This window comes from Micromonospora sp. HM134 (genome assembly GCF_007833915.1).
GTDB lineage: Bacteria > Actinomycetota > Actinomycetes > Mycobacteriales > Micromonosporaceae > Micromonospora > Micromonospora wenchangensis.
Map to the genome: position 1 here is coordinate 3,856,803 of NZ_CP041061.1, position 23,191 is coordinate 3,879,993.

The 23,191-nt window shown below is 73.4% G+C and carries 22 protein-coding genes, 1 pseudogene and 1 riboswitch; of the genes and pseudogenes, 15 read left to right on the forward strand and 8 right to left on the reverse strand.

From position 1 onward, the window contains the following. Position 1 precedes the first annotated feature (1 nt). Positions 2 to 973: an alpha-ketoacid dehydrogenase subunit beta gene (locus FJK98_RS16460; RefSeq protein WP_145919807.1), complete on the forward strand. Its 972-nt coding sequence runs from the start codon at positions 2 to 4 to the stop codon at positions 971 to 973. Further along, a complete protein-coding gene (locus FJK98_RS16465; protein ID WP_145919808.1) occupies positions 973 to 2,331 on the forward strand; it encodes a circularly permuted type 2 ATP-grasp protein in 1,359 nt (452 codons plus the stop codon). Before FJK98_RS16460 ends, FJK98_RS16465 begins: the two co-directional genes overlap by 1 nt. Positions 2,332 to 2,601: 270 nt before the next feature. Here FJK98_RS16465 and FJK98_RS16470 read toward each other — a convergent pair whose 3' ends face one another. Continuing rightward, entirely contained in the window at positions 2,602 to 3,285 is a 684-nt protein-coding gene (locus FJK98_RS16470) for an SGNH/GDSL hydrolase family protein (RefSeq protein WP_145919809.1), read from the reverse strand. A gap of 175 nt (positions 3,286 to 3,460) precedes the next feature. On the opposite strand from FJK98_RS16470, the gene FJK98_RS16475 reads away from it, so the two are divergent. Then, a complete protein-coding gene (locus FJK98_RS16475; protein WP_145919810.1) occupies positions 3,461 to 4,018 on the forward strand; it encodes a dihydrofolate reductase family protein in 558 nt (185 codons plus the stop codon). A gap of 80 nt (positions 4,019 to 4,098) precedes the next feature. On the opposite strand, the gene FJK98_RS16480 is transcribed toward FJK98_RS16475, so the two are convergent. Both FJK98_RS16480 and FJK98_RS16485 read right to left on the reverse strand, forming a co-directional pair. Continuing rightward, entirely contained in the window at positions 4,099 to 5,307 is a 1,209-nt protein-coding gene (locus tag FJK98_RS16480) for an MFS transporter (RefSeq protein ID WP_145922809.1), read from the reverse strand. A 203-nt stretch (positions 5,308 to 5,510) separates the two neighbouring features. Further along, complete coding sequence (locus FJK98_RS16485; RefSeq protein WP_145919811.1) at positions 5,511 to 7,064, reverse strand: class I adenylate-forming enzyme family protein; 1,554 nt, start codon at positions 7,062 to 7,064, stop codon at positions 5,511 to 5,513. Positions 7,065 to 7,421: 357 nt separating this feature from the next. Between FJK98_RS16485 and FJK98_RS16490 the strand changes: the two genes are divergently transcribed. From FJK98_RS16490 to FJK98_RS16515, 6 genes are all read left to right on the forward strand, one after another. Beyond that, a complete protein-coding gene (locus FJK98_RS16490) occupies positions 7,422 to 8,708 on the forward strand; it encodes an SGNH/GDSL hydrolase family protein (RefSeq protein WP_194822967.1) in 1,287 nt (428 codons plus the stop codon). Between the two features lie 61 nt (positions 8,709 to 8,769). Beyond that, positions 8,770 to 9,990, forward strand: coding sequence for a cytochrome P450 (locus FJK98_RS16495; RefSeq protein ID WP_240762996.1), 1,221 nt, complete (start codon positions 8,770 to 8,772; stop codon positions 9,988 to 9,990). An 11-nt stretch (positions 9,991 to 10,001) separates the two neighbouring features. Beyond that, positions 10,002 to 10,985 carry an alpha/beta hydrolase gene (locus FJK98_RS16500; RefSeq protein WP_145919814.1) on the forward strand — a complete coding sequence of 328 codons (984 nt, stop codon included), beginning with the start codon at positions 10,002 to 10,004 and terminating at the stop codon, positions 10,983 to 10,985. After that, a complete protein-coding gene (locus FJK98_RS16505; RefSeq protein ID WP_145919815.1) occupies positions 10,982 to 12,085 on the forward strand; it encodes an alpha-hydroxy acid oxidase in 1,104 nt (367 codons plus the stop codon). Before FJK98_RS16500 ends, FJK98_RS16505 begins: the two co-directional genes overlap by 4 nt. 4 nt (positions 12,086 to 12,089) lie before the next feature. Continuing rightward, on the forward strand, positions 12,090 to 13,397 hold the full coding sequence (locus FJK98_RS16510) for a PLP-dependent aminotransferase family protein (RefSeq protein WP_240762080.1): 1,308 nt from the start codon (positions 12,090 to 12,092) through the stop codon (positions 13,395 to 13,397). Between the two features lie 124 nt (positions 13,398 to 13,521). Beyond that, positions 13,522 to 13,773: a hypothetical protein gene (locus tag FJK98_RS16515; RefSeq protein WP_089003913.1), complete on the forward strand. Its 252-nt coding sequence runs from the start codon at positions 13,522 to 13,524 to the stop codon at positions 13,771 to 13,773. A 158-nt stretch (positions 13,774 to 13,931) separates the two neighbouring features. Here the strand turns inward: FJK98_RS16515 and FJK98_RS16520 are convergent, their stop codons facing one another. Further along, positions 13,932 to 15,368: a glycine hydroxymethyltransferase gene (locus FJK98_RS16520; RefSeq protein ID WP_145919816.1), complete on the reverse strand. Its 1,437-nt coding sequence runs from the start codon at positions 15,366 to 15,368 to the stop codon at positions 13,932 to 13,934. A gap of 18 nt (positions 15,369 to 15,386) precedes the next feature. Further along, positions 15,387 to 15,476, reverse strand: a riboswitch (ZMP/ZTP riboswitch). Between the two features lie 134 nt (positions 15,477 to 15,610). Between FJK98_RS16520 and FJK98_RS16525 the strand changes: the two genes are divergently transcribed. Both FJK98_RS16525 and FJK98_RS16530 read left to right on the forward strand, forming a co-directional pair. After that, on the forward strand, positions 15,611 to 16,417 hold the full coding sequence (locus tag FJK98_RS16525) for an SDR family oxidoreductase (protein WP_145919817.1): 807 nt from the start codon (positions 15,611 to 15,613) through the stop codon (positions 16,415 to 16,417). A 61-nt stretch (positions 16,418 to 16,478) separates the two neighbouring features. Continuing rightward, complete coding sequence (locus tag FJK98_RS16530) at positions 16,479 to 17,348, forward strand: metallophosphoesterase (protein ID WP_145919818.1); 870 nt, start codon at positions 16,479 to 16,481, stop codon at positions 17,346 to 17,348. A gap of 9 nt (positions 17,349 to 17,357) precedes the next feature. On the opposite strand, the gene FJK98_RS16535 is transcribed toward FJK98_RS16530, so the two are convergent. Beyond that, on the reverse strand, positions 17,358 to 18,173 hold the full coding sequence (locus FJK98_RS16535; protein WP_145919819.1) for an SDR family NAD(P)-dependent oxidoreductase: 816 nt from the start codon (positions 18,171 to 18,173) through the stop codon (positions 17,358 to 17,360). 237 nt (positions 18,174 to 18,410) lie between these two features. Between FJK98_RS16535 and FJK98_RS16540 the strand changes: the two genes are divergently transcribed. Continuing rightward, complete coding sequence (locus tag FJK98_RS16540) at positions 18,411 to 18,710, forward strand: helix-turn-helix domain-containing protein (RefSeq protein ID WP_240762998.1); 300 nt, start codon at positions 18,411 to 18,413, stop codon at positions 18,708 to 18,710. Between the two features lie 284 nt (positions 18,711 to 18,994). Here the strand turns inward: FJK98_RS16540 and FJK98_RS16550 are convergent. After that, positions 18,995 to 19,570: pseudogene (locus FJK98_RS16550) on the reverse strand (histidine phosphatase family protein); the annotation flags it as partial. A gap of 203 nt (positions 19,571 to 19,773) precedes the next feature. On the opposite strand from FJK98_RS16550, the gene FJK98_RS16555 reads away from it, so the two are divergent. Continuing rightward, the gene (locus FJK98_RS16555; RefSeq protein ID WP_194822961.1) at positions 19,774 to 20,319 is read left to right on the forward strand and encodes a hypothetical protein; all 546 of its coding nucleotides are present in this window, start codon (positions 19,774 to 19,776) and stop codon (positions 20,317 to 20,319) included. 10 nt (positions 20,320 to 20,329) lie between these two features. On the opposite strand, the gene FJK98_RS16560 is transcribed toward FJK98_RS16555, so the two are convergent. Then, positions 20,330 to 20,950 (reverse strand): L-threonylcarbamoyladenylate synthase, encoded by a 621-nt coding sequence (locus FJK98_RS16560; RefSeq protein WP_145922811.1) that lies wholly within the window; start codon positions 20,948 to 20,950, stop codon positions 20,330 to 20,332. A gap of 377 nt (positions 20,951 to 21,327) precedes the next feature. Here FJK98_RS16560 and FJK98_RS16565 point away from each other — a divergent pair, with 377 nt between their 5' ends. Next, positions 21,328 to 21,531: a hypothetical protein gene (locus FJK98_RS16565; protein WP_309236846.1), complete on the forward strand. Its 204-nt coding sequence runs from the start codon at positions 21,328 to 21,330 to the stop codon at positions 21,529 to 21,531. 63 nt (positions 21,532 to 21,594) lie between these two features. After that, positions 21,595 to 22,566, forward strand: a complete 972-nt coding sequence (locus FJK98_RS16570; RefSeq protein WP_145919822.1) for a DNA polymerase domain-containing protein — start codon at positions 21,595 to 21,597, stop codon at positions 22,564 to 22,566. A gap of 67 nt (positions 22,567 to 22,633) precedes the next feature. On the opposite strand, the gene FJK98_RS16575 is transcribed toward FJK98_RS16570, so the two are convergent. Then, positions 22,634 to 23,140: an Lrp/AsnC family transcriptional regulator gene (locus FJK98_RS16575; protein ID WP_145919823.1), complete on the reverse strand. Its 507-nt coding sequence runs from the start codon at positions 23,138 to 23,140 to the stop codon at positions 22,634 to 22,636. Between the last annotated feature and the right edge of the window lie 51 nt (positions 23,141 to 23,191).

The window sequence follows — 23,191 nt, forward strand, 5'->3', positions numbered from 1 at the left end:
GATGCCACGGCTGTCGTACCGCAAGGCGCTGACCCGGGCGCTGACCGACGAGATGACCCGGGACGAGTCGGTGTTCCTGCTCGGCGAGGACATCCGGGTGGGCGCGTCCAACGTCACCCCGGGCCTGCTCAAGCGGTTCGGGCCGGACCGGGTGCTGGACACCCCGCTGTCGGAGCAGGCGTTCACCAGCTTCGCCACCGGGGCGGCCCTGGCCGGGCTGCGGCCGGTGGTGGAGTTCCAGATCCCGTCCCTGCTGTTCCTGGTCTTCGAGCAGATCGTCAACCACGCGCACAAGTTCCCGATGATGACCGGCGGGCAGTGCGCCGTGCCGGTCACCTACCTGGTGCCCGGCTCCGGTTCCCGCACCGGCTGGGCGGGGCAGCACTCCGACCACCCGTACTCGCTGTTCGCGCACGTCGGGATCGTCACCGTGGTGCCCGCCACCCCGGCCGACGCGTACGGGCTGCTGGCGTCGGCGATCCGGCACGACGACCCGGTGGTGGTCTTCGCCCCGGCCGCCGCGCTGGAGGTCCGCGACGACGTCGACTTCGCCACCCTCGCCCCGGTGCCGCTCGGACGCGGGGTGGTGCGCCGGGCCGGCGACGACGTCACCGTGGTCGCCGTCGGGCATCTGGTGCACGACGCGCTGGCCGTCGCCGACGAACTCGCCGACCAGGTGTCGGTGGAGGTGTTCGACCCGCGCACGCTCTACCCGTTCGACCTCGACGGCCTGCTCGACTCGGTGTCCCGCACCGGCCGGCTGGTGGTCGTCGACGACTCCAACCGGTCCTGCGGCATCGCCGCCGAGATCATCACCTCGGTGCTGGAACGGGTGCCGCTGGTCGCGCCGCCGCGCCGGGTCACCCGGCCGGACGGAGCGGTGCTGCCTTTCGCGCCGGTGCTCGACCGCGCCGTGCAGCCGGGCCGCGAGCAACTCACCGCCGCCATCCAACTGACCATGAAGGACAGATGATGACCGATCCGAACTATCCCTGGCCCGAGGCGGGTCAGGCGTGGCGCGAGCTGCCGGAGCCGGCCCGTACGGCGATGGTGGCCAGCGGGGCCGCCGCCTGGCGGGACATCTTCTACGGCTGTGCGACGTACAACAAGCAGTGGCGGCTGGCCCGGCCCCCGGTCATGCCGGCGGACGCGTTCCGCGAGCTGAACGAGGTCTGCGACCGGATCGCCCAGCTCATCCTGGACGCCTGCCGGCGGCGGGCCCGTACTGCCGGGGAGCTGCGCCGGCTGCTCGGGGTGCCCGAGGGCGCGACGCGGCTGCTCGACGAGTCCGAGGAGCTGTCCGAGGAGCTGCTCGCCGCCTACCGGCCCGACGTGCTGATCTCCGACGGGGTGCCGAGGATCGTCGAGTACAACATCGACAGCAGCCTGGGCGGCGGTTTCGACGCCGACACGGTGGTCCACCGGTACGCGGCGCTCTACCGGGAGCAGGGCATCCTCGACGGGCTGCCGGTGCGGCCGGCCCCGTCCCTGCTGGACCAGCGGTTCGTGGCGATCCGGGACGGGCTGTCCCTGGCCGACGGGGCCCGGGTGGCGCTGCTGCTCGACTTCGACGCCGACTACCCCGGCCTGGAGAGCCCGGACGACTTCATCAAGATCCTCTCCCCGCTGGTCGACCAGGCCCGCCGGTTCGGCATCGACCTGGTGATCGCCCCGGTCGGCACGGCCACCCTGGACGACGCGAAGCGGCTGGTCGTCGGCGGCGCACCGGTCGACGCGCTGTTCCGTCTCTTCGTGCCCAACCGGGTCACCCCGAGCGCCGGCCTGGACGCGGTGGCCGGGGCGCTCGACGCCGGCACCCTGCCGATGTTCGTCAGCACCGCCGCCTGGCTGCTCGGCAACAAGATCAACTTTGCCTGGCTCTACGAGGACCTGGACCTGCTCGCCGCCGACGACCAGGCCCTGATCCGCCGCTACGTGCCGCACACCGTGGCGTTCACCGACGCCGAGCTGGACCGGGCGCTGGCCGACCGGGAGAACCTGGTCGTCAAGCCGGCCGACGGCTCGGCCGGCCACGGGGTGCTCATCGGCCGGGAGATGGGCGACGCGGAGTGGGCCGAGGGCCTGCGCGTCGCCCTCGACCGGGGCGGCGACATCCTCCAGCGGTACATGCCCGCCGACCGGGTGGAGATGGACTTCGTCCAGATCGAGACCGGCGAGACGGTCACCGCCGAGGTGCCCTACAGCATCGCCCCGTACCTGTTCGGGCGTACCGGCTCGGGTGCCCTGGCCCGGGTCGGCTTCCCCGGCTGCGACGAGGTCCTCAACCTGGCCCGGGGCGTCCTGCTCACCGGCATCCTCCTCACCGACTGACCCACCCCGTCCTCCCCTCTCCCTTTCCCCCTCCCGGCCGCCCCGCTCCGGTACCGCCCCGCTCCTGCCCCGTTGATCAAGAGGTTTGCGTCATCTGTTGGCGGCATGTTGACGCAAAGCTCTTGATCACCCGGCTCTGGCCGGGCTGGGGTGCGGTGATCAAGAGGTTTGGGGCGGGGACAGCGGCCCCGGATGACGCAAACCTCTTGATCGACCCCGCCGGACCGGTGGGGTGGTGGGCCGGCGGGGCAGGAGCGGGTGGGTGGGTGGTCAGGGGTGGGTGCCCAGGTGGGCGCCGAGGCGGCGGATGGTCTCCGCGGCGGCGATGGCGTCGCTGCGGGCGCTGCCGTGCCGGCCGTCGCTGCTGTACATCGACGGGTCGGTGCCGGCCGGATGATCGGTCAGGTGCACGTGCAACGCCCCTAGCCGGTCGGCCAGCCGGCCGGTGCGCGACGAGAGCAGCCGCATCCGGGCGCCCAACCCGGGCCGCAACGCCGCCGGGACCGCCGGGCTGTGCGACACGTCGAACATGCCCACCGTGATCACGTCGGCCCCGGCGTCGCGCAGCGCGCCGACGATCGCGGTCAACTCGGTGTCCACCGCGTCCGGGTCGAACGCCGTCCGGAAGGCGTCGTTGCCGCCGCAGACCACCAGCGCCAGATCGGGGGAGAAGGCCAACGCCCGGTCCAGCTGCCCCGCCCGGACCTGCTGCGCCCGCAGCCCGCGCCGACCCAGATTCAGGTACGCCAACCCGGGGCGCACCGCCGACAGTTCGGCGGCGACCCGGTCGGCCCACTGCACGTCCGGGTACCCCTCGACCGGCTCGCACATGCCCTCGGCGACGCTGTCGCCGAGCACCACGAACCGGTGCCACGGATGGTCGCGCAGCAGCGCGGCGCTCTCCCCGTCGCGCAGGCAGTACGGATCGGTGGCCTCGGTCAACGTCGATGACATGGCCGGCAATCTAGCCGACCGTACGGGTGCCGTCGATCACACCGACCGCACGGATCGCCTGATGGTCGTCCGGGCGCGCCGAGCCGTCCCGGCCGCCGATTCTGTCCGCCCCCGCCGGCGGGTTGCCGGCACCGGGCCATACGGAGCGGTCGGGACACGGCGGACGGAGTGCGCGATGCGCAAGGCGATCGGGTGGATGTCGGTTTCCCTCGACGGCTACTTCGAGGGGCCGGGACACCAGCTCGACCGGCACCGGATCGACGAGGAACTGCACACCTACTTCGACACCGAGCTGGCCGGGATGAGTGCCTTCCTCGCCGGGCGGCGCAGCCACGAGCTGATGTCCGGTTTCTGGCCGACCGCCGACGCCGATCCGGCCAACCCCGCCCCGATCCGGGAGTTCGCCGGCATCTGGCGGCGGATGCCCAAGATCGTCTACTCCCGTACCCTCACCCGTGCCGACTGGGGTGCCACCATCGTGCGGGACGTCGACCCCGACGAGGTCAACGCGCTGAAGGAGCAGCCGGGCGGTGACATGATCGTCGGTGGCGCGGAGATCACCGCCGTCTTCCGCCGCCTCGACCTGATCGACGAGTACCGGATCTTCGTCCATCCGGTGCTGCTCCGCCGGGGCAACCTCCTGTTCGGGCCGACCGGGCGCCCCGACGACCTGCGCCTGGTCGAGACCCGGGCGTTCGGCAACGGCGTGGTGATGCTGCGCCACCAGCGCTGACCCGTCGCCGGTCGGCCGACCGGCGGGTCGGCCGCCGCTCCCGGGGGCCGGCTCGTGCCGACCTGACCGTCGGCCCGGCGTCAGTCCGGGGCGACGGCCGGCGGCGGGGGTGCCGGCCGGCCCATCCGCAGCGGCCCGGCGAGCAGCGGCAACACGGTCAGCACCGCGCACACCACCGCCATCACCAGCAGCGCCGGTCGCAGCCCGAGGGCCGCCACCGACCAGCCGCCGAGCAGCGCCCCCACCGGCAGCCCGACGAACGCCAGCGAACCGGAGATCCCCAGCACCCGGGTCTGCAACGCGTCCGGCACCCGTTCGTAGAGGGCCGCGCCGAGCAGCGGGTTGACCGCCGCGATGCCGATCCCGGACAGGAACGTCACCACCAGCACCACCACCAGGTGATCGGTCAACGCCAGCACCAGCAGCCGGGGCGCACCGCTCAACGCCGCCCCGGCCGCGAAGATCAGGGTGCGGGGCAGCCGGGGGCCGAGCATCGTGAAGACCACGTTGCCGAGCAGCGCGCCACCGCCGAACACCCCGAGCACCAGACCGAACCCGGCCGGGTCGCCGAACTCGTCGCGGACCCACAGCGGCACCCAGACGGCGGTGTTGGCGGCGGCGAACATGTTCAACGCGGAGACCACCACCAGCATGGTCAGCAGCACCCGGTCGGTGCGCAGGTAGCCGAAGCCGGTGCGCAGCGCCTGGAAGTAGCCCTCCCGGGGCGCGGCGGGCGTGTCGCTGGCGGGCGGGCGCACCAGCACCCCGACCAGCAGCGCGCAGACCGCGAAGGTGCCCGCGTCGATCCAGATCGCCCGGGTCACCCCGACCCAGTCGATGAGCAGACCGCCGATGACCGTGCCGAACAGCGCCACCCCGCGCGCCAGCCCGTCGTAGGCGGAGGTGAGCCGGATCAGCTCCACCCCGGCGCGCTGGGCGGCCGGTCGGAACATGACGTGCTTGACCCGGTCGCCGATGCCGCGCAGCCCGCCGGCCACCGCGACCAGGGCGACGAGCGCCCCGAAGCCGAGCCACGGGGCCAACGCCACCACCGCGATCACCACCGCGCTCGCCGCGTCCACCGTGATCGAGGTACGCCGCACCCCGAACCGGTCCGCCCACGGCGTCGCCAACGAACTGGACAGCATGTACGGCAGGAACTCCGCCGCCGCGACGATGCCCATCTTGGCCGGGCTGCCGGTGGTGGTGAGCACCAACCAGGGGATCGCGATCACCGAGATCCGGCTGCCCAGGTTGGAGATCAGGTCGGCGGCGACCAGGGTGACCAGTTCCCGCCGGGCGGCCCGCCGCCCGGGACCCGGCGGCGCGGCCGACGACCCGGCGTCGCCCTTGCCGGTGGCCGGCCCGGCACCGGACGGCCCGCCGGCCGGCCGCAGCTCGGGAGCCCCGCCGGGAGCCCCGGTGGCGGCGTCGGGGCCGTCGGCCGGCCACCCGTCGGTGGTCGTACGGGGGCCGGTGTCGGCGTCGGCGGTCACGACCGGCTGCCGATCGGGTCGGCGGCAGCGCCGGCGGCGTACCGTTCGCGCAGCGCCCGCTTGTCCACCTTCGCCGACCGGTTCAGGGGCAGCGCGTCGACGAACTCCACCGCACCCGGCGCCCAGGTGTCGCTCAGCTCGGCGGTGACCAGGTCGATCAGCTCCGTTCCGGTCACCGTCGCCCCCGGCGTCGGCACCACGTACGCGTACGGCAGCTCCCCGGCGACGGGGTCGGGCACCCCGATCACCGCCGCCGCCCGCACCTGTGGATGCCCGGCGAGGACGTCCTCGATCGGCCGGGAGTAGATCGGCCAGCTCCGCTGCCGGGTGAGGATGCGGTCCTGCAACCGGTCCACCAGGTAGAGGAAACCGTCGTCGTCGAGGTGTCCGATGTCGCGGGTGCGTACCCAGCCGTCGACCAGCGTCTCGGCGGTCAGCTCGGGCTGGCCGTGGTAGCCGTGGAAGCTGAGTTTCGTCCGCACCCACACCTCGCCGTCCACGTCGGCGGGCAGCACCCGCCCGTCGGCGTCGCGGATCTCCACCGTCACGTCCCCGTACGGCCGGCCGCAGGAACCCAGCCGCTCCGGGTGCGCCGGGTCCTCGGTCAGGCCGGGCTGGGCGCAGATCACCACCGCCTCGCTGAGGCCGTACACGATGCGCAGGCACGGGCCGAACCGGGCGATGGCCTGGCGCAGCCGGGCGGGCGCGGCCGGCCCGGCGCCCACGTTGAACATGAACATGGCGGAGAAGTCCGCGCCGGGCAGGGCCGGGTGGTCGAGCACCTCGTAGAGCATCGGCGGGGTGACGAAGGTGGAGCTGAGCCGTTCGGCGTCCACGGTGGCGATGAACGCGGCCGGGTCCCACTGCTGCCGCAGGAAGAGCACCCCGCCGGTGAACAGGTTGAACAAGGTGGTGATCTGGCCGCTGGCCAGCCACATCGGGGAGTGCGACAGGTGCCGCAGCAGCGGGAAGCCGGCGGCGCGGAAGTCCGCCGCGAGGGCCAGTACCTGCCGGTAGAAGCTCTCCCGGTGGTGCACCAGCTTGGGCGTGCCGGTGGTGCCGCTGGTCTGCAGGAACGACTCCGGGGCCGGCACCTGCGCGGGCAGCTCGACCGGCGGGGCGTCGGCGGTCAGCTCGACGCCCAGCCGCAGCACCGGCACCCCGGGCAGCGACGCGGCGATCTCCCCGCCCAGCCCGTCCGGGGCGTACGCGTGGTGCACGAACACGTCGGGGCGGGCCAGCCGGACGAACTCGTCGATCTCCCGCCGGGAGGTGACCGGGGCGATCCACATGCTGCGGCAGCCGAGCAGGTGCAGGGCGAGCTGGAGCAGCGGGCCCTCCACCGCGTTGCCGAGCATCACCAGCACCGCCGCGCCGGGGCGTACCCCGTGGCCGGTCAGGGCGTACGCCAGTCCGCGTACCTCGGCGGCGACCTGCGGATAGGTCAGCCGGCGGCCGTCGCCGACCAGCGCCTCCCGGTCGCCGAACCCGGCGAACAGCGCCAGCGCGTCGTGCACGTAGGTGGTGGATCGGTCGGCCCCGTCGGTCATCGCACAGCCCCCAGCTCGATGCGGCGGGTCGCGGGCGGCCCGGTGGGACCCGCCGTGGCGACCGGCCGGGTTGGCGTCCGAGCAGGTCACAGCCCGGCCCGCGACGGGGGTGCGCGCCATGGGCGACCGCACCGCCGCCGCTAGCGAGCCTAGGCCGGCGGCCTCGCCCGGGGACAGAGCCGAACGGCGAGGGGCCGCCCACCATGGACATTTGATCATGTCTATCGGGTTGATTGACGCCTGTCAGACGTCGCGGCTAGGTTTCTGGACCATCGTCCGGGCGGTGCCGTCAATGGGCGCCGGCCCTGGGCGGCCCAACATGGAGGTTCAATGTCGACCCCGAAGAGATGGCAGGTCATAGCGTCCGCGGCCGTGTTGCTGGTCGTGGGCGCCCCGGCGGTGGTGGCCAGCGCCGGTCCGTCCGACTCCGGCACCGGCGGGGCAGCCGCCCGGGCGCAGTGGGCGGGTACGTGGGCCGCGGCGGTCACCCGCGGCAACACCGTCGGGCTGACGAACACCGGCCTGAACAACCAGAGCATCCGGATGACCGTGCGCACCACCGTCGGTGGTGACCGGCTGCGGGTCCGGCTGAGCAACCTCTACGGTGAGCAGGCGGTGCAGGTGGGACACGCCACCGTCGCCCGCCCCAACACCGCCACCCTGACCGACCGGTCGGACATCCTCCCCGGCACCCTGCGGGAGCTGAAGTTCGGCGGGTCCACCTCGGCGACCATGAACAAGGGCGCCGAGTTGCTCAGCGACCCGTTGACCTACCAGGTCGCCGAGCAGGAGGACCTGGTCGTCACCCTGCACTTCCCGGTGCTCACCGGCCCGGTCACGTTCCACGGCCAATCCAAGGTCACCACCTTCATCGGGGCGAACGACCTGACCACCGCCGCCGACGGCGCCGGCTTCACCATCCGCCCGGACTGCTGCTGGATGTTCCTGTCCGGCATCGACGTGCTGCGCCCGGCGAGTCCCGGTGCGGTGGTGGTGCTCAGCGACTCGATCGGGGACGGCAACGGCAGCACCGTCAACGCCAACAAGCGCTGGCCGGAACTGCTCGCCGGGCGACTGGTCGCCGCGCGGCCCGAGGTGCGTACCCCCGGGGTGCTCAACCTGAGCCTGGCCGGCAACCGGCTCAACCACGAGGGCACCGAGCCCGGCGCGGGCGGCTTCCCCGGCTACTACGAGCTGGGCCCGAACGCGCTGGCCCGGCTCAACGAGGACGTCTTCCCGCAGACCGGCGTGAAGACCCTGGTGACCCACCTCGGCATCAACGACATCTGGATGTCCGACGACTCCGCCGACCGGATCATCGCCTCGCTGCGGCAGATCAACAAGCAGGCCAAGGCGCGCGGCCTGCGCAGCCTCGCGGTCACCCTCACCCCGTACGAGGGGCACGGCAACCCGGGGGTGTGGACGCCCGAGAAGGAGACCACCCGGCAGGCGGTGAACACCTGGCTGCGGGGCCCGGGGGCGGCCGAGTTCGACGGGCTGCTCGACTTCGACGCGGTGCTGCGCGACCCGGCCCAGCCGAGCCGGCTGCTGCCCGCGTACGACGCCGGTGACCACATCCACCCGAACGACGCCGGCAACCAGGCGTTGGCGGACGCCGTACCACTTCGACTGCTCGGTCTGTGACACCGGTGGGGCGGCGGGGATGACCCGTCGCCCCCCGGTCATTTCCTGGGGAGGAAGCACCATCGTGGACGTCGACGAGATCCTGTCCGGCCTCTACAGCGAGGCCGGCCGGCAACACCCCTATCCGTGGTACGCGGCCCTGCACGAACACGGGCCGATCAGCGTCATCCCGAACCGTCCGGAGCACAGCACGGTCAGCGCCGTGGCCGTCGGCTACGACCTGGTCGACCAGGTGTTGCGCGACCCGGAGTGGTACAAGCAGGCCCCGCCGGGCTGGCAGGAGCAGGAGATCCTGCGGACCTTCCAGTCGTCGATGATGTTCGTCAACCCGCCCGACCACGGCCGGATGCGCGGCGTGTTCTCCCGTACCTTCACCCCGCGCCGGCTCGGCGCGCTGGAACCGGTGATCATCCGGGTGGTCGACAGCCTGCTGGACCGGATGGCCGACGCCGGCTCCGACGGCTCCGAGGTCGACTTCGTCGCGGACTTCGCCTACCCGGTGCCGGCGCTGGTGATGGCCGAGTTCATCGGCCTGCCCGAGACCGAGCTGGCCTGGTACCGGCAGCGGGTCGACTGGATCGACGAGTTTCTCGACGTGGCCGGCAAGACCCCGCAGCGGCTCGCCCTGGCCAACCAGGCCGCCGAGGAGCTGCGGGCGCTCTACCGGGACCTGATCGCTCACCGCCGTCGCCAGCCGGGTGAGGACCTGATCTCCGGGCTGGTCGAGGCGCTGGACTCCGGCGAGGTCGACCTGACCGAGGAGGAGTTGATCAGCAACCTGATCGTGCTGTTCAACGCCAGCTTCGTCACCACCGTCTACATGTTCAGCAACGGCCTGCCGGTGCTGCTGGGCCACCCGGACACGGTGGCCGCGCTGCCCGGCGACGAGACGCTGGCCCAGGGCTGTGTGGACGAGGTGCTGCGGCTGGAGAGCCCGGTGCACTTCCTGGCCCGCGCCGCGCCCCGGGACACCGTGCTGGGCGGCGTGCCGGTCGCCCGGGACGAGAACGTGCTGCTGATCATCGCCGGGGCCAACCGGGACCCGCGCCGCTTCCCCGGGCCGGACCGGTTCGACCCGCGCCGCGACGGACCCCCGTCGCTGGCCTTCGGCGTCGGCCCGCACTTCTGCCTCGGTTCGGCGGTGTCCCGGTTGGAGGGCCGGCTCGGCCTGCCCCGACTCTTCGCGCGGTTCCCCCGGCTCGCGGTCAGCCAGCCGGCCGACTACAGCGGGAGCCTGTTCCTGCGCGGCATCGACAAGCTCTTCGTCACCACCGGCGGATAGGAGCCGATCCCATGTCCCTCGACCCCCAGGTGGTGGCGTACCGGGCCGCACGGGCCGCCGCCGGCACCCGGCCGCTGTACACCCAGACTCTCGCCGAGGCCCGCGCCGCCGACCTCGCCGCGATCCGGGCCGGCGGCGGCGACGGCGAGCCGGTCCACGAGGTACGCGACACGACCGTCCCCGGCCCCGACGGGGACCTGCGGGTCCGGGTGCACCGGCCGGCCGGCGACGGGCCGCTGCCCACCCTGGTCTACTTCTTCGGCGGCGGCTGGACGTTGGGCAGCGTGGAGACCGCCGACGGGATCTGCCGCCGGCTGGCCAACGCCACCCCCTGCCAGGTGGTGACGGTCGGCTACCGGCTCGCCCCGGAGCACCCGTTCCCGGCGGCCGTGCTGGACTGCCACGCCGCCACCCGGTGGCTGGCCGAGCACGCCGCCGCGCTGCGCGTGGACCCGGACCGGCTGGTGGTGGGCGGGGACAGCGCCGGGGGCAACCTGGCGGCGGCGGTGACCCTGCTGGCCCGCGCCGAGGGCGGCCCCCGGCTGGCCGGGCAACTGCTGGTCTACCCGAACACCGACCAGCGGGCCGCCCCCCGCCCCACCGACGACCAGGATCCGCTGCTGTTCAACAGACACTCCGTCGACTGGTACCGGGGGCACTACCTGGCCGACCCGGCGGACGCGGCCGACCCGCTGGCCTCGCCGCTGCTCGCCGACGACCTGTCCGGCCTGCCGCCGGCCCTGGTCATCACCGCCGAGCACGACCCGTTGCGCGACGAGGGGGAGCGGTACGCGCAGCGGTTGCGGGAGGCCGGCGTGCCGGTGCGGGCCAGCCGCTACCCCGGCATGATCCACGGGTTCTTCGCCATGCCCGGGGTCTTCGACGCCGGCCGGCGCGCCCAGGACGAGGCCGCCGCCTTCCTCCGGGACGTCTTCGGGCTGCCCACCCCACCGGCCGGCAGCCCGCTCACCGCCACCGTGGGGGACGGGCGGTGACCGTCGGGGAGGTCGACCGGCCGCCGGTCAGCCTGGCCGACTTCGCCGAGCTGGCCCGCCGGGCGCTCCCGGCCGGGGTCTGGGACTTCGTCGGCGGGGGCAGCGGCGTGGAGACCACGCTGGCCGCCAACCGGGCCGCCCTGGACCGGGTCGCCGTGCTGCCCCGGGTGCTGACCGGGGTGGAACGTCCCCGCACCGACGCGCCGCTGCTCGGCCGGGAGCAGGCGATGCCGGTGGCGGTCGCGCCGATGGCGTACCAACGATTGCTGCACCCGGACGCCGAGCCGGCGCTCGCCGCGGCGGCCGGCGCGGCCGGGGTGCCCTACGTGCTGAGCACGTTGAGCAGCACCCCGGTCGAGGAGGTCACCGCCGCCACCGACGGGCCGGTCTGGTTCCAGCTCTACTGGCTGCGGGACCGGGGGCTGGTCGCCGACCTGCTCGACCGGGCACACGCCGCCGGCTGCGCCGCGTTGATGGTCACCGTCGACGTGCCGGTGCTCGGCCGGCGGCTGCGCGACGTGCGCAACGGCTTCGCGCTGCCACCGGAGGTGACCGCCGCCAACCTGCCCGCGGGCCGGGACGACCTGGCCCACGCCGGCACCCCCGGCGTGTCGGCCATCGCCGCGCACACCGAGGCCGCCTTCGCCCCCGCCCTGACCTGGGCGGATCTGGCCTGGCTGCGGGAACGCACCCGGTTGCCGCTGCTGGTCAAGGGGGTCCTCGACCCGCGCGACGCGGTCCGCGCCGCCGACGTCGGGGTGGACGCGGTGGTGGTCTCCAACCACGGCGGCCGGCAGCTCGACGGGGCCCCGGCCACCGCCACCATGCTGCCCGAGGTGGTCGCGGCCGTCGACGGGCGGGTCGAGGTGCTGCTGGACAGCGGGGTACGGTCCGGCACGGACGTGCTGCGCGCGCTCGCCCTCGGCGCGACCGGGGTGCTGCTCGGCCGCCCGATGCTGTGGGCGCTGGCGGCCGGCGGGCGGGCCGGCGCGCTGGCCGCCCTCGACCTGCTCGCCGTCGAGTTGCGCGACGCGTTGACCCTGACCGGTTGTGCCGACCCGGCGCAGGCCCGGCGGCTGCGTACCCTGACCGGAGGCTGACCCGGTGGAGCATCTGGTGGACCTGGACCTGGCGACCCTGCACCCGGCGGTCGACGACCCGGCGCTGAACTCGATGAACTTCCTCAACGAGGTGTCCCAGCACTGGCCGGACGCGGTGTCGCTGGCGGCCGGGCGGCCGTACGAGGAGTTCTTCGACGACGACGCGCCGGGACGCTGGCTGGACCGGTTCCGCCGGCACCTCGCCGACGACCTCGGGCAGACGCCCGACCAGGTCCGTCGCACCCTGTTCCAGTACGGCCGGACCAAGGGGATCATCCACCACCTGATCGCCCGCAACCTCGCCGTCGACGAGGACGTCCACGTCGACGACGAGGCGGTGGTGGTGACCGTCGGCTGCCAGGAGGCGATGCTGCTGGTGCTGCGGGCGTTACGGGCCGGCCCGGGCGACGTGCTGCTCGCCGTCGCCCCGACGTACGTCGGGTTGACCGGGGCGGCCCGGCTGGTCGACCTGCCGGTGCGGCCGGTGGCCGGTGGCCCGGCCGGGGTGGACCTGGCCGACCTGCGGGCGCAGGCGCGCCGGGCCCGGGACGAGGGGCTGCGGCCCCGGGCCTGCTACGTGATGCCCGACTTCGCCAACCCCTCCGGCACCAGCATCGGCCTGGCCGACCGGCAACGACTGCTGGACCTGGCCGCCGAGGAGGACCTGCTGCTCATCGAGGACAACCCGTACGGGCTGTTCCCGGCCGGGGACGCCGACCGGGTGCCGACGCTCAAGGCGTTGGACACCCGACGGCGGGTGGTCTATCTCGGTTCGTTCGCCAAGACGGTGCTGCCCGGGGCGCGGATCGGCTATCTGGTGGCCGACCAGCGGGTCGGTGGGGCCGACGGTGCGGTGGGGTTGTTCGCCGACCAGCTCGCCAAGATCAAGAGTATGGTCTCGGTGAACACGTCGCCGCTGGCCCAGGCCGTGATCGGCGGGGCGCTGCTGGAGCACGGCTGCTCGCTGGTCGCCGCGAACCGGCGGGAACGGGCGGCGTACACCCGTAACCGGGACCATCTCCTCGCCGGCCTGCGGCGGCGTTTCCCGGCCGGCTCGCCGGTGCGCTGGAACACCCCGGCCGGGGGCTTCTTCGTCGTGGTCACCGTCCCGTTCCCGGTGGACGACGCGCTGCTGCGCCGCTCCGCCGAACGCTACGGGGTGCTCTGGACCCCGATGGCGCACTTCTACGACGACGGCCGTCCGGTCGAGGCGTTGCGGCTGTCGGTCAGCGCCGTCACCCCGGAGCAGATCGACCTCGGACTGGACCGGCTGGCCGCACTGCTCACCGACGAGCTGGCGCACCTTTCCTGACCGGGTGACCGTCCGGCCGCCGCGCTCCGGCCGGCCCGGTCACGGCGGGCGACCGGTACCGCGTGTCGTCGAGCCGCCACCTGCCGTACTGTGCGCCGGATGATCCGGTGGCCATAATGGACGCATGATCGCTTGGGAGTACGCCCTGTTGGTCCGCCGTTACCAGGGACAGGGACGCCAGTTCCACGTCTCGTTCGTCTGGTACGGCCCGGACGGCTCACGCACCGACGTCACGGCCTACGGCGACACCGCCATCGCCCATCTCAACCGGGTCGGTCGGGAGGGCTGGGAGCTGGTCTCCGCCGCCGAGGACGTCAACAACATCCAGGGCAGCACCGAGGTCCACCGCTACCACCTCAAGCGCCCGCTCCCCTGACCACGCCCATCCCCACCCGGCCCCCGGCTGTCCCCGGTCGGGGTCGGCGGGGTGGTGCGGGTCGGTGATCAAGAGGTTCGGGTCACCGGTGAAGGGTTTCGTGACCCGAACCTCTTGATCACCGCGAGAGGGCGGAGCGGGGGAGGGGAGGGCGCGGGTCAGGTCAGGTCGACGGTGGGGTAGAGGGGGAAGCCGGCGAGCAGGTCGGTGGCCTGCTTGCCGACCTGGTCGGCGACCGCCGGGTCGAGCACGTACTTGGCCTTCGACGGGGTGCCGTCGGCGTTGGCCCCCGGCGTGGTCTGGCTCAGCACGGTGTGGATCAGTTCGGCGGTGGCGTCCATCTCGGCGGTGCCGAGGCCCCGGGTGGTCAGCGCGGGCGTGCCGATCCGGATGCCGGAGGTGTACCAGGCACCGTTGCGGTCCTGCGGGACGGCGTTGCGGTTGGTGACGATGCCCGAGTCGAGCAGCGCCTGCTCGGCCTGCCGGCCGGTCAGCCCGTGGCCGGAGACGTCGAGCAGCACCAGGTGGTTGTCGGTGCCGCCGGTGACCAGGGTGGTGCCCCGGCGCAGCAGCCCCTCGGCGAGGGCCTGCGCGTTGTCGACGATCCGCTGCGCGTAGTCGGCGAAGTCGGGCCGCCGCGCCTCGGCCAGCGCGACCGCCTTGGCCGCCATCACGTGCGGCAGCGGGCCGCCGAGCACCATCGGGCAGCCCCGGTCGACCTGGTCGGCCAGTTCCGGACCGCAGAGCACCATGCCGCCGCGCGGGCCGCGCAGCGACTTGTGGGTGGTGGTGGTGACGATGTGCGCGTGCGGCACCGGGTCGAAGTCGCCGGTGAAGACCTTCCCGGCGACCAGGCCGGCGAAGTGCGCCATGTCGACCATGAAGGTCGCGCCGACCGAGTCGGCGATCTCCCGCATGATCCGGAAGTTCACCTTCCGGGGGTACGCCGAGTAGCCGGCGACCAGGATCAGCGGCTTGAACTCGCGGGCCGCCTCGGCCACCCGGTCGTAGTCGATCAGGCCGGTGGCCGGGTCGGTGCCGTAGCTGCGCTGGTCGAACATCTTGCCGGAGATGTTCGGCCGGAAACCGTGGGTGAGGTGGCCGCCGGCGTCCAGCGACATGCCCAGCATCCGCTGGTTGCCCAGCTCGCGGCGCAGCGCGAACCAGTCCGCCTCGGTCAGGTCGTTGACCTGGCGTACCTGGGCCTTCTTCAGCGCCGGGGACTCGACCCGGTCGGCCAGGATCGCCCAGAAGGCGACCAGGTTGGCGTCGATGCCGGAGTGCGGCTGCACGTACGCGTGGCTGGCCCCGAACAGTTCCTTGGCGTGCTCGGCGGCGAGCGCCTCGACGGTGTCGACGTTCTGGCAGCCGGCGTAGAAGCGACGGCCGACGGTGCCCTCGGCGTACTTGTCGCTGAACCAGTTGCCCATGGTCAGCAGGGTCGCCGGGGAGGCGTAGTTCTCGCTGGCGATCAGCTTCAGCGACTCACGCTGGTCGGCCAGTTCCGCGCCGATGGCGTCGGCCACCCGGGGTTCGACCGCCCGGATCACCTCGAGGGCGCTGCGGAAGGCGGTGGACTCGGCGTTGCGCGACATGCGACCTCCAGGTGACGTGCGGAAGGCCCAGGCGCTCGGCGTGCGTCCTCATGACGGGGCCGCTTCCCGATGGTGCTCCATCCCCACGCGCCAGTCACGGCCCGCCGACGATCCTACCGGGTGGGCCGGCGGGGGCGTCCGGAGCACCTCCGGCGGGCAGGATTGGCCGGCCCGATCCGGGGCAATACAGGCAGTAGGGACATTCGGGCGGACGAGCCCCGACCGAGGAGAGGACCAGTCAGATGAGCGCACCCACCACCCGACGACCGCTGGCCGTCGTCACCGGCGCGTCCAGCGGCATCGGGTACGAGCTGGCCGGCCAGTTCGTCCGGCACGGCTACGACGTGGTGATCGCCGCCGAGGACGCCGGCATCACCGGGGCGGCCGACCACCTGCGCCGCGACGGCCAGGTCGAGATCCGCGCCGTCCAGGTCGACCTGGCGACCTACGACGGGGTGACGGCGCTGGTCGAGGCGGTGGACGCGACCGGCCGGCCGGTGGACGCGCTGGCGGTCAACGCCGGACGCGGCGCGGGCGGGGCGTTCGTCGGCGGCACCGACCTGCGCGACGAACTGAACGTCATCGACGTCAACGTGACCTCCACCGTGCACCTGGCCAAGCGGATGCTGCCGGCGATGGTCGAACGGGGCGCCGGCCGGGTGCTGTTCACGTCGTCGATCGTGGCCGCCATCCCCGGCCCGTACCAGGCGGTCTACAACGCCTCCAAGTCCTTCGTGCAGTCCTTCGCCGAGGCGCTGCGCGACGAGTTGAGGGAGACCGGGGTGACGGTGACCACCCTGCTGCCCGGCCCGACCGAGACGAAGTTCTTCGATCGTGCCGAGATGGGCGACACCAAGGTCGGCGCGGACGACAAGGACGACCCGGCGACGGTGGCCGCGCAGGGCTTCGCGGCGATGATGAAGGGCGAGGAGAAGGTGGTCGGCGGTTCGCTGAAGAACAAGGTCCAGGCGGTGGCGGCCCGGCTCACGCCGGACCGGCTGATGGCCGGGCAGCACCGTCGGATGGCCGAACCCGGCTCCGCCGACTGACCCCGGCCGGGGGCGCTCCCGCGTGCCGCACGCCGGGGACCCTTCTGCGTACGATCGGCGGATGCTGGGGGAGGACACCGAGGGCAGTCTGGTCGCGATCAGCGACCTGCACGTCGGGTACGCGGAGAACCGTGCCCTGGTCGAGGCGCTACGGCCCACCTCGCCACGGGACTGGCTGATCGTCGCCGGTGACGTGGCGGACACCGTCGCCGACATCGAGTGGGCGCTCGGCCTGCTCGCCGAACGATTCGACACCGTCATCTGGGCACCCGGCAACCACGAGCTGTGGACCCCGCCGGCCGACCCGGTGACCCTGCGCGGGGTGGACCGCTACGAGTTGCTGGTGCGGCGGTGCCGGGAACTGGGCGTGGTCACCCCCGAGGACGACTACCGGGTGTGGCGGGGGCCGGGCGGCCCGGCGCTGGTGGCCCCCCTGTTCCTGCTCTACGACTACAGCTGGCGACCGCCCGGGTTCGACACCCGGGAGGCGGCGCTGGCCGAGGCGTACCGGACCGGGATCGTCTGCACCGACGAGTTCCTGCTGCACCCCGACCCGTACCCGAGCCGGCAGCAGTGGTGCGAAGCCCGGCTGGAGGCGACCGCCCGCCGGTTGGCGGCCCGCGATCCGGAACTGCCCACCGTGCTGGTCAACCACTGGCCGCTGGACCGCCACCCGACCGAGGTGCTGCGCTACCCGATCTTCGCCCAGTGGTGCGGTACGCAGGCCACCGCCGACTGGCACCGCCGGTTCGCCGCCACCACGGTGGTCTACGGGCACCTGCACATCCCGCGTACCACCTGGAAGGACGGGGTGCGGTTCGAGGAGGTCTCGGTGGGCTACCCCCGGGAGTGGCGGCAGCGCAGCGTCGCCCCCGGGCGGGTACGGCAGATCCTGCCCGTGCCCACGGGCGCACCGCCGACCCTCTGGTGAACCACCGGCTCAGCCGGCGTCGAGGCGGGTGAGCAGCGCGCCGGTCACCGTGCCGAGGCGGCGGGCGGCGGCCGGATCGAGCGTCCCGGTCGACAGGGGCACGGGTCTACCCCGGTCGCTGGCGGTCAGGGCCTCCGACGGCGGAGTGTCGATCCACTCCACGACGGGGCGGATCGACTTCCCGACCGGCCTGGCGACGACCGACGCCGCCCGGATCACCCCACGGATCGCCGCCGGCATGGTGGACAGGTCGCCGCTGCGGGTGAAGCCGGGGTGGTAGAGCACATACCGCGCCCGGGAGCCGGACCGCTCCGCAAAGTCCACCCCGAGCAGGTCGTTCGCCCGGCCGGCCTGCAACTGTGCGTCGACCATGCCGTACCGCCGGGCGAGTTGGAGGTCGTCCCAGTGAATCGAGCCCCTGGTGACGCCGACGCCGGCCACGTTGACGACGACCGGCCGCTCGGCGGCGTCGAGCTGCTCGCGCAGACCGTGGCTGAGCAGGTAGCGGCTCAGGTAGTACAGCGCGAAGGTCTGCTCCAGGCCCTCGTCGGTGACCACCCGCCGGGGCGACTGCCGGTTGGCGAACAGGGCCAGGGCGTCCACCTTCGGCCACCGACCCCTGATGGTGTCGATGACCCTGCGGGTCTCCGCCACCGAGCGGAGGTCCGCCTGGAGGAAGTGCACCCGGCCGGAGAGCGCCCGCACGGCCAGCCCCTTCGCCGGGTTGCTGCCGATGGCGACGACCTCGTCGCCACGGCGGATCCGGGCTTCCAGGGTCGCCCGGCCCATGCCGTCGGTGCCGCCGCTGATGACGGTGACCCGCATGCCACCCCTTCCCGTCGCCCGGTGGCCCCCGTTCGGCACCGGACGTCGACCTCGGACCACGACCGGCACAATCCTCTGCGGAGGCCGGCGACAGCGGAAGAAGGCAGTGTCATGTCCGTACCGAACACGGATGTTCGTTCCCTGGTGGCGGCGGCCCTGCCGACGCCCGTCCCGGCCGACGAGTACGACGGCTGCCCGGTCACCGGGCTGCTGCGGCTGCTCAGCGACAAGTGGTCGATGCTGGTGCTGGTCCTGTTGGGCCGTCAGCCGTACCGCTTCAACGAGCTGCACCGGGCCATCGACGGGATCAGCCAACGCATGCTGACCCGCACCCTGCGCGGTCTGGAGTCGGCCGGCCTGGTGCTGCGCGAGGTCCACCCCACCGTCCCGCCCAGCGTCGAGTACCGGCTCACCCCGCTCGGGCAGAGCCTGCTCGGCCCGCTGTCCCAGCTCGCCGACTGGGCGGTCCGTAACGAGGCCGCGCTCGCCGCCGGCCGGCACCCGGCCACCGCTGCCACGTCGACCGGTCCACGCTGACCGCGTCCAGGTCGTCGCCGGGGTCGCGGCCGAGCAGGTGCCGGGCCTCGGTGAGGTTCGGGGTCAGCACCACCTTCCGGTCCGCGCCGACCAGCAGGTCCGGGTCGTGGCTGAGCGCGCCCAGCGCGTACGCGTCGAAGACCAGAGCCGTGCGCGGGCGTGGTGGGTGGTGCGCCGTGCGCGTGCAGGTGGGTGACGTCGTTGAAGGTCCGCGGGACGAGCCGGCCGGTGGCGTCGGCCGACCAGCCGGTCACCGAGCAGTTGGCGATCACGTGTTCCCGGGTCAACCCCATCAGCTCCGCCTCGGTCAGCCCCTCCACCAGGTAGCGGAGCAGGAACACCAGGGCGTCGTGCCCGAACAGCAGCACCCGCCGCCCCGGGTGGTCGCGGCGCAGGTCACCGAGGAGGGTACGCAGCCGCAGCGCCACGTCGGTCCAGGATTCGCCGCCCGGCGGCCGGTAGTAGAACTTGCCGAGCCGCTGCCGCCGGGCCGCCTCGTCGGGGTACCGGCGGGCCACCCCGTGCCCGGTCAACCCGTCGAGGATGCCCAGCTCGCGGTCACGCAACCGCTCGTCGACGCCGGCCGGGATTCCGGTGCCGGCCAGTGCCAGTTCCGCCGTCCGCACCGCCCGCAGGTACGGCGAGACGACCGCCACGTCGGGACGCTGGTCCGCCGGTAGGCCGGCCAGCCACCGGGCGGTCGCCCGTGCCTGCTCCTCACCGGTGTCCGACAGCGGAACGTCGGCGTCGCGGTGGGTCAGGTCGATCAGCTCGATCCCGGCCGCCTCGGCCGCCGACGCCGCGACGTTCGCCGTGCTCTCCCCGTGCCGGACGATCCACAGCGCCCCCAGTTCCGCCATGTCCCCATGCCTACCCCCGCCCCCACCCCGGTAACCCCGCCCCGCTCCCGGCCCCGGGTCCCGGGGGCCCACCCCGACCCTGGCTCCCAAGTAGCGCTATCCACACCGCCGGGTTACCGCTGTTGCGCCGACACGGAGTCGATCATGCGGGCGACCGGCGGTCCGGGGGTGGGCCGTTGCCGGGGGATGGGTACCCTGCCCGCGTGGACGGTGGGGCGGACGGCGAACGGTTGGCGGCATCGCTCACCGCCTGGCTGGACCGGCTCGAATTCGTCGACCTGGGCACCGACGAGGTGACCGCGCGGATCATCGACGCGGTGTCGGCCTGGGCCGCCGAGCAGGGCTGGCGGTCCTACCGTCGGGCGGCGAGCGTGCTGCCGTTGCCCCCGCCGATGACCGACCGGCACTCGGTGCTGGACGTGGCGTGTGCCCGCCGCGACGGGCCGCCCGTGGTCGTCGAGGTCGACCACACCGACCGGCGGCGTACCTGGGAGAAGTTGGCGGCGGAGGCGGCGGCCGGCCGGGTGGCCCTCTGGGTGCGCTGGGGTCCGGGGCGTTTCGCCGTGCCGCCGGCCCCGATCCACCCGGTCACCTGCGAGGTGCTCCGGCTGTCCGGGCCGCCGGGCGCGGGTCGCCGGCACCGCCGGACCCGGGAGTCGGCCCGCCCGGCACCCGTCCACTCGGCCCGGGACGTCGACCCGGTCGTCGAGCCGCTGCCGCTTCCGTCGGCGGACCCCGGCGCGGCCTGACCGGGGGCGGCTATTCGAAGCGGGTCGGGTCGCCCGCGCCGTACCGGACGATCTCCGGCTCGTCGGCGGAGAAGTCGATCACGGTGGTGGGCAGGGTGCCGCACTCGCCGGAGTCGATGACGGCGTCGATCGCGTGGTCGAGCCGTTCCTTGATCTCCCAGCCCTGGGTCATCGGCTCGGTCTCGCCGGGCAGCAGCAGGGTGCTCGACACGAGCGGCTCGCCCAGCGCCGCCAGCAGCGCCTGCGCGACCGGATGATCGGGGATGCGTACCCCGACGGTTTTCTTCCTGGGGTGCAGCAGCCGGCGCGGCACCTCCTTGGTGGCCGGCAGGATGAAGGTGTAGCTGCCCGGGGTGGCCGCCTTCAGTGACCGGAACACCGCGTTGTTGATCTGCACGAACTGGCCGAGCTGCGCGAAGTCCCGGCACACCAGGGTGAAGTGGTGCTTGCTGTCCAGGTGCCGGATCTCCCGGATCCGGTCGAGACCGTCCCGGTTGCCCAGTTGGCAACCGAGCGCGAAGCACGAGTCCGTCGGGTAGGCGACCAGGCCGTCGGCCCGCAGCAGGTCGACCACCCGGGCGATCGTCCGGGGCTGCGGGTTCTCCGGGTGTACGTCGAGATAGCTCGCCATGGCGGCGAGCCTAGTGCGCGGCAGCCGCGCTCGCCGGTGGGCCCGGAGCACGCCCCGCGCCCAGCGGAGCAGGTGGCATCCGCCGGCCCGGCACTGGAAGCAGCGGCGCAGGGTCGACCGCCCGTCCGGTGCCTCGTGGTGCTGCGCCACCACCCGCTGCGCGGTCCAGATGACCAGGGCGGGCGTGATCGGTCCGTCGTCCATCGGCATGGTCGGCCCCTCCCGGGTACGGGCAGATCCGGGCACCGATCCCCGATCAGGTACCCGGACCGCCACCGGATGTGCCCCATCAGCATCACTTGCAACATGCACACCGTCAAGGTTGCAAGTGGCAACGTGTGAACGGCGCACGTGCATACGGTCGCAGCGTGAGACTCGTGGCCCTCTCCGACATCGCGGACATGCTCGGTGGCGTGTCACGCACCAGGGCCACCGAGATCACGAACCGCCCGACCTTTCCGGCACCGATCGACACCGTGGCCAGTGGCAAGGTCCGGGTCTGGGACCGGGCCGCGGTGGACGCGTGGATCAGGAAGTACCGGCCGAACCAACCGCGCGGCGCGGACGACGACGAGCGCTGAACGGCTCCGGACCGATCCGGTGAGGTGGCCTCCGGTGTCGGGGGTGGCCGTTACCGTGTGAGCGTGGCGACGGCGGCCGAGGAGATCCAGGTGGGGGAGCGGCTGGTCCGCGTCTCCAGCCCCGACAAGCCGTACTTTCCCGAGCGCGGCCTGACCAAGCGGGACGTGGTCGGCTACTTCCTGGCCGTCGGCGAGGGCATCCTGCGCGCCCTGCGGGACCGGCCCACGATGCTGGAGCGCTGGCCACGCGGCGTGTTCGAGGGGGCGAAGATCGGCACCCGGCAGGACAACCGGGGTGACGCCTTCTATCAGAAACGGCTCCCGGCCGGCGCTCCCGACTGGGTGCGCACCGCCCACCTCACGTTCCCCAGCGGCCGTACCGCCGACGAGGTCGCGCCGAGCGAGCTGGCGGTGGTGATCTGGGCGGCCAACCTCGGCACCCTGCGGTTCCACCCGTGGCCGGTGACGGCGGCCGACGTGGAGCGCCCCGACCAGCTCCGGATCGACCTGGACCCGATGCCGGGTGTCGGCTTCGACCGGGTGGTGCCGGTGGCGCACGAGGTCCGGGCCTTCCTCGCCGAGCTGGGCATGGTCGGCTACCCCAAGACCACCGGCGGGCGCGGCCTGCACGTCTATCTGTCCATCGAGCCCCGGTGGAGTTTCGGCGAGTGCCGGCGCGCGGTGCTCGCCCTGGGCCACGAGCTGGGGCGTCGGCTGCCCGACCTGGTCACCACCACCTGGTGGCGCGAGCAGCGCGACCGGCCGGTCTTCATCGACTACAACCAGATGGCCCGCGACCACACGGTGACCTCGGCGTACTCGATCCGGCCCACCCCGGCGGCGCTGGTGTCGGCCCCGCTGGACTGGGCGGAGCTGGACGACGCCCGCCCGGAGGACTTCGACGTGGTGAGCATGCCGGCCCGGTTCGCCGAGCGCGGTGACCCGCACGCCGGCCTGGACGGCGACCGCTTCTCGCTGGAGCCGCTGCTGGCCCTGGCCGACCGCGCCGGCCTGGCCGCCCCGCCGGAACGCTGACCGCCCGCGCGACCGCCCCACCGCAGGGCCGACCGCGCCGCGCCGGCCGGTCGCGCGGGCGGGCCGCTCAGGCCCAGGGGCTGCCGGCGCCGTCGAACTCGTCGAAGACCAGCCACGTCCGGGTGGACAGCACCCCGGCGATGCCCTGCACCCGGCTGAGCACCACGTCCCGCAGGGTGGCGTTGTCCGGCGCGCGGACCAGCGCCAACACGTCGTGCTCCCCGCTGAGCAGCGCCACGTGCTCGATGTAGCGCACCCGGGCCAGTTCCGCCGACACCTCCCGCCAGGTGTTCTGCTGGATGGTCAGCGAGATGTACGCCGAGGTGCCCAGCCCGGCCGGCTCCGGCGCGACCAGCGCCCGGAAGCCGGTCACCACCCCGTCGCGCAGCAGCCGTTCCAGCCGGGCGTACGCGTTGGTGCGTGACACGTGCACCCGTTCGGCGAGGGTGCGCACCGACATCCGGCCGTCACGGACCAGTTCGGCGAGGATGCGCCGGTCCACCTCGTCCAGCGGTGTGGCCGAACGTCCCGTTCCGCCCGGCCCGGCCCGGGCGGGGGTGGTCTCCTGGCCCATCAGCAGCTCCTCGAAATGCCAATCGTCCCGCGTTGGGCGCGCATGTTGAGT